We start from the raw sequence: 1,636 nt of genomic DNA on the forward strand, positions 1-1,636 counted from the left end.
CCCCCGCCGGGATCAGTCCCGCCGTTGTTCGGTGGAACATCTTCACGAGTCTTGAAGTATACAATTTCGGCCCAGCGTTCGCGCGTGCCGTCCGAAGTGAATTGAACCGTTATGCCCTTCGATGGATCGTTTGATAAACCACTTACGAGCGTTATTCGGTTTGGCGTTCCAGGATAACTATTCAGAACTTCTTTAAATCCGGTTCCGTAGGTTACCGTAATGTAATTCGTAGCGTTTAGCGTATTGCTTGTTACGAGATGTACGTCATATAAATACTTGCCCCCGGCTTCAGCTGGCATGAACTTGCCGCCGCCGATGGTCGCGGTTCCTGATTTCCCAGCCGGGAACGTCACCCGATATCCGGTCACTTCAAATTCCCGTTCATTAATCTGTGTAATGGCTGCCATTGCCGGGGTCGCCAAGAGCAGCGACAGTATGACGGTTAAAATGAAAACCTTCCGCATGTTCCACCCCTCAATGACAAAGGGGCGGGGGAACCCCCCGCCCCTTCATGGCAGTAATGTTTATTATTTCGACCGAGAAGCAACCGCTGTACGGATGATTCCGATGAGCTTCGGAACGTACGCAATAGCAAGGCCAAGCAATACGAATGCAGCCACAGAACCAACCAAGAACATACCGTTGGAGAAAATATCAGCTGCGTTAAAACCCCAGTCGATATTCGTAATACCTTGGAAAATATCCATGCGTGTCTCCCTTTCTTATTTAGAATTTTATTTAATCGCGCCTATAATCATCGTCGTCGTAATCGTCTTCCCGATCCCGCCGAGTCCGATCAAAAGCATCGCGAATAACTTGGATCAGGTAACCCCCTAGCTGCGTAGCGATCCAGATGATCAAAAGGGGCATTACCATGTACAGCAGCACTTTGACGTTATGTAAAAACTCATCCATTCGGGCCACCGTAAAGAATTGCTGATACTGAATCATTGGATCAGCTCCTCATCTTTTTGAAAGCCCAAATTAATGTACCGATCAGCAGCCCAGCCGCTGAAATGGCAATGAAAATAACGAGAAACGGCATTGCCGGGGCAAGCAGCTTGTTGAACGCCCACCAGAAATAGTTCATGTCGATTAGACCAGCTAAATCCACGTTATCGCCTCCATCGGATGATACTGATTATCCCGGATACAAAGGCGAACGCCATGACAGGAACGAACACGGCATAAATCACGAAACTTTGCGACAGGAACCACAGAATAAAGCTATTCATGACGTTAATCATTTCTTGTTCCTCCGGGTCATTAAGGCATTCCCGATAAAACGCACCGTGATGAAGAATAAGGGGATAACCCCGAAGATCAGGAAACGGGCAATCAATTCCGACTTGGTGAGCATGGGTTCAAAGGCTAGAAACATAATCAATCGCCCCTTTTCCCGAAGATCAGACGATGAAAGAACATGGTTACATGAAGGGCAATCAGCAGGACAAGCAGCGTAGACACCAGGAGCTCCCCGAACGTAGCCGAAAAGGTTACAGTCAAGTTAATACCTGGAAATATGAGTACGTGGCTTTCATCCATTGCGATTCCCCTCCCAAACGCGAAAAAGCGTAGTGTTAGCAGAAGCCACACACTACGCCCCGTATTTTGGGAACACTAAAAAATTATGCGC

Annotated in this window: 5 protein-coding genes; all 5 read right to left on the reverse strand. The window is 47.9% G+C overall.

Features of this window, described 5'->3' with window-relative positions; genetic code table 11:
- Positions 1-464: hypothetical protein (locus tag J2Z18_RS30245; protein WP_210095793.1), on the reverse strand; the 464-nt coding region annotated here is incomplete at its 3' end.
- A 63-nt stretch (positions 465-527) separates the two neighbouring features.
- A complete protein-coding gene (locus J2Z18_RS30250) occupies positions 528-707 on the reverse strand; it encodes a hypothetical protein (protein WP_210095794.1) in 180 nt (59 codons plus the stop codon).
- A gap of 31 nt (positions 708-738) precedes the next feature.
- Positions 739-951, reverse strand: coding sequence for a hypothetical protein (locus J2Z18_RS30255; RefSeq protein WP_210095795.1), 213 nt, complete (start codon positions 949-951; stop codon positions 739-741).
- Positions 952-955: 4 nt separating this feature from the next.
- Positions 956-1,114, reverse strand: coding sequence for a PTS ascorbate transporter subunit IIC (locus J2Z18_RS30260; RefSeq protein ID WP_210095796.1), 159 nt, complete (start codon positions 1,112-1,114; stop codon positions 956-958).
- Between the two features lie 269 nt (positions 1,115-1,383).
- Positions 1,384-1,545 (reverse strand): hypothetical protein, encoded by a 162-nt coding sequence (locus J2Z18_RS30265; RefSeq protein ID WP_210095797.1) that lies wholly within the window; start codon positions 1,543-1,545, stop codon positions 1,384-1,386.
- Between the last annotated feature and the right edge of the window lie 91 nt (positions 1,546-1,636).

This window comes from Paenibacillus lactis, assembly GCF_017873605.1.
GTDB lineage: Bacteria > Bacillota > Bacilli > Paenibacillales > Paenibacillaceae > Paenibacillus_AQ > Paenibacillus_AQ lactis.

Coding starts and splice junctions, on each gene's coding strand:
- J2Z18_RS30250 (WP_210095794.1), bottom strand. CDS start 707: ATGGATATTTTCCAAGGTATTACGAATATCGACTGGGGTTTTAACGCA.
- J2Z18_RS30255 (WP_210095795.1), bottom strand. CDS start 951: ATGATTCAGTATCAGCAATTCTTTACGGTGGCCCGAATGGATGAGTTT.
- J2Z18_RS30265 (WP_210095797.1), bottom strand. CDS start 1,545: ATGGATGAAAGCCACGTACTCATATTTCCAGGTATTAACTTGACTGTA.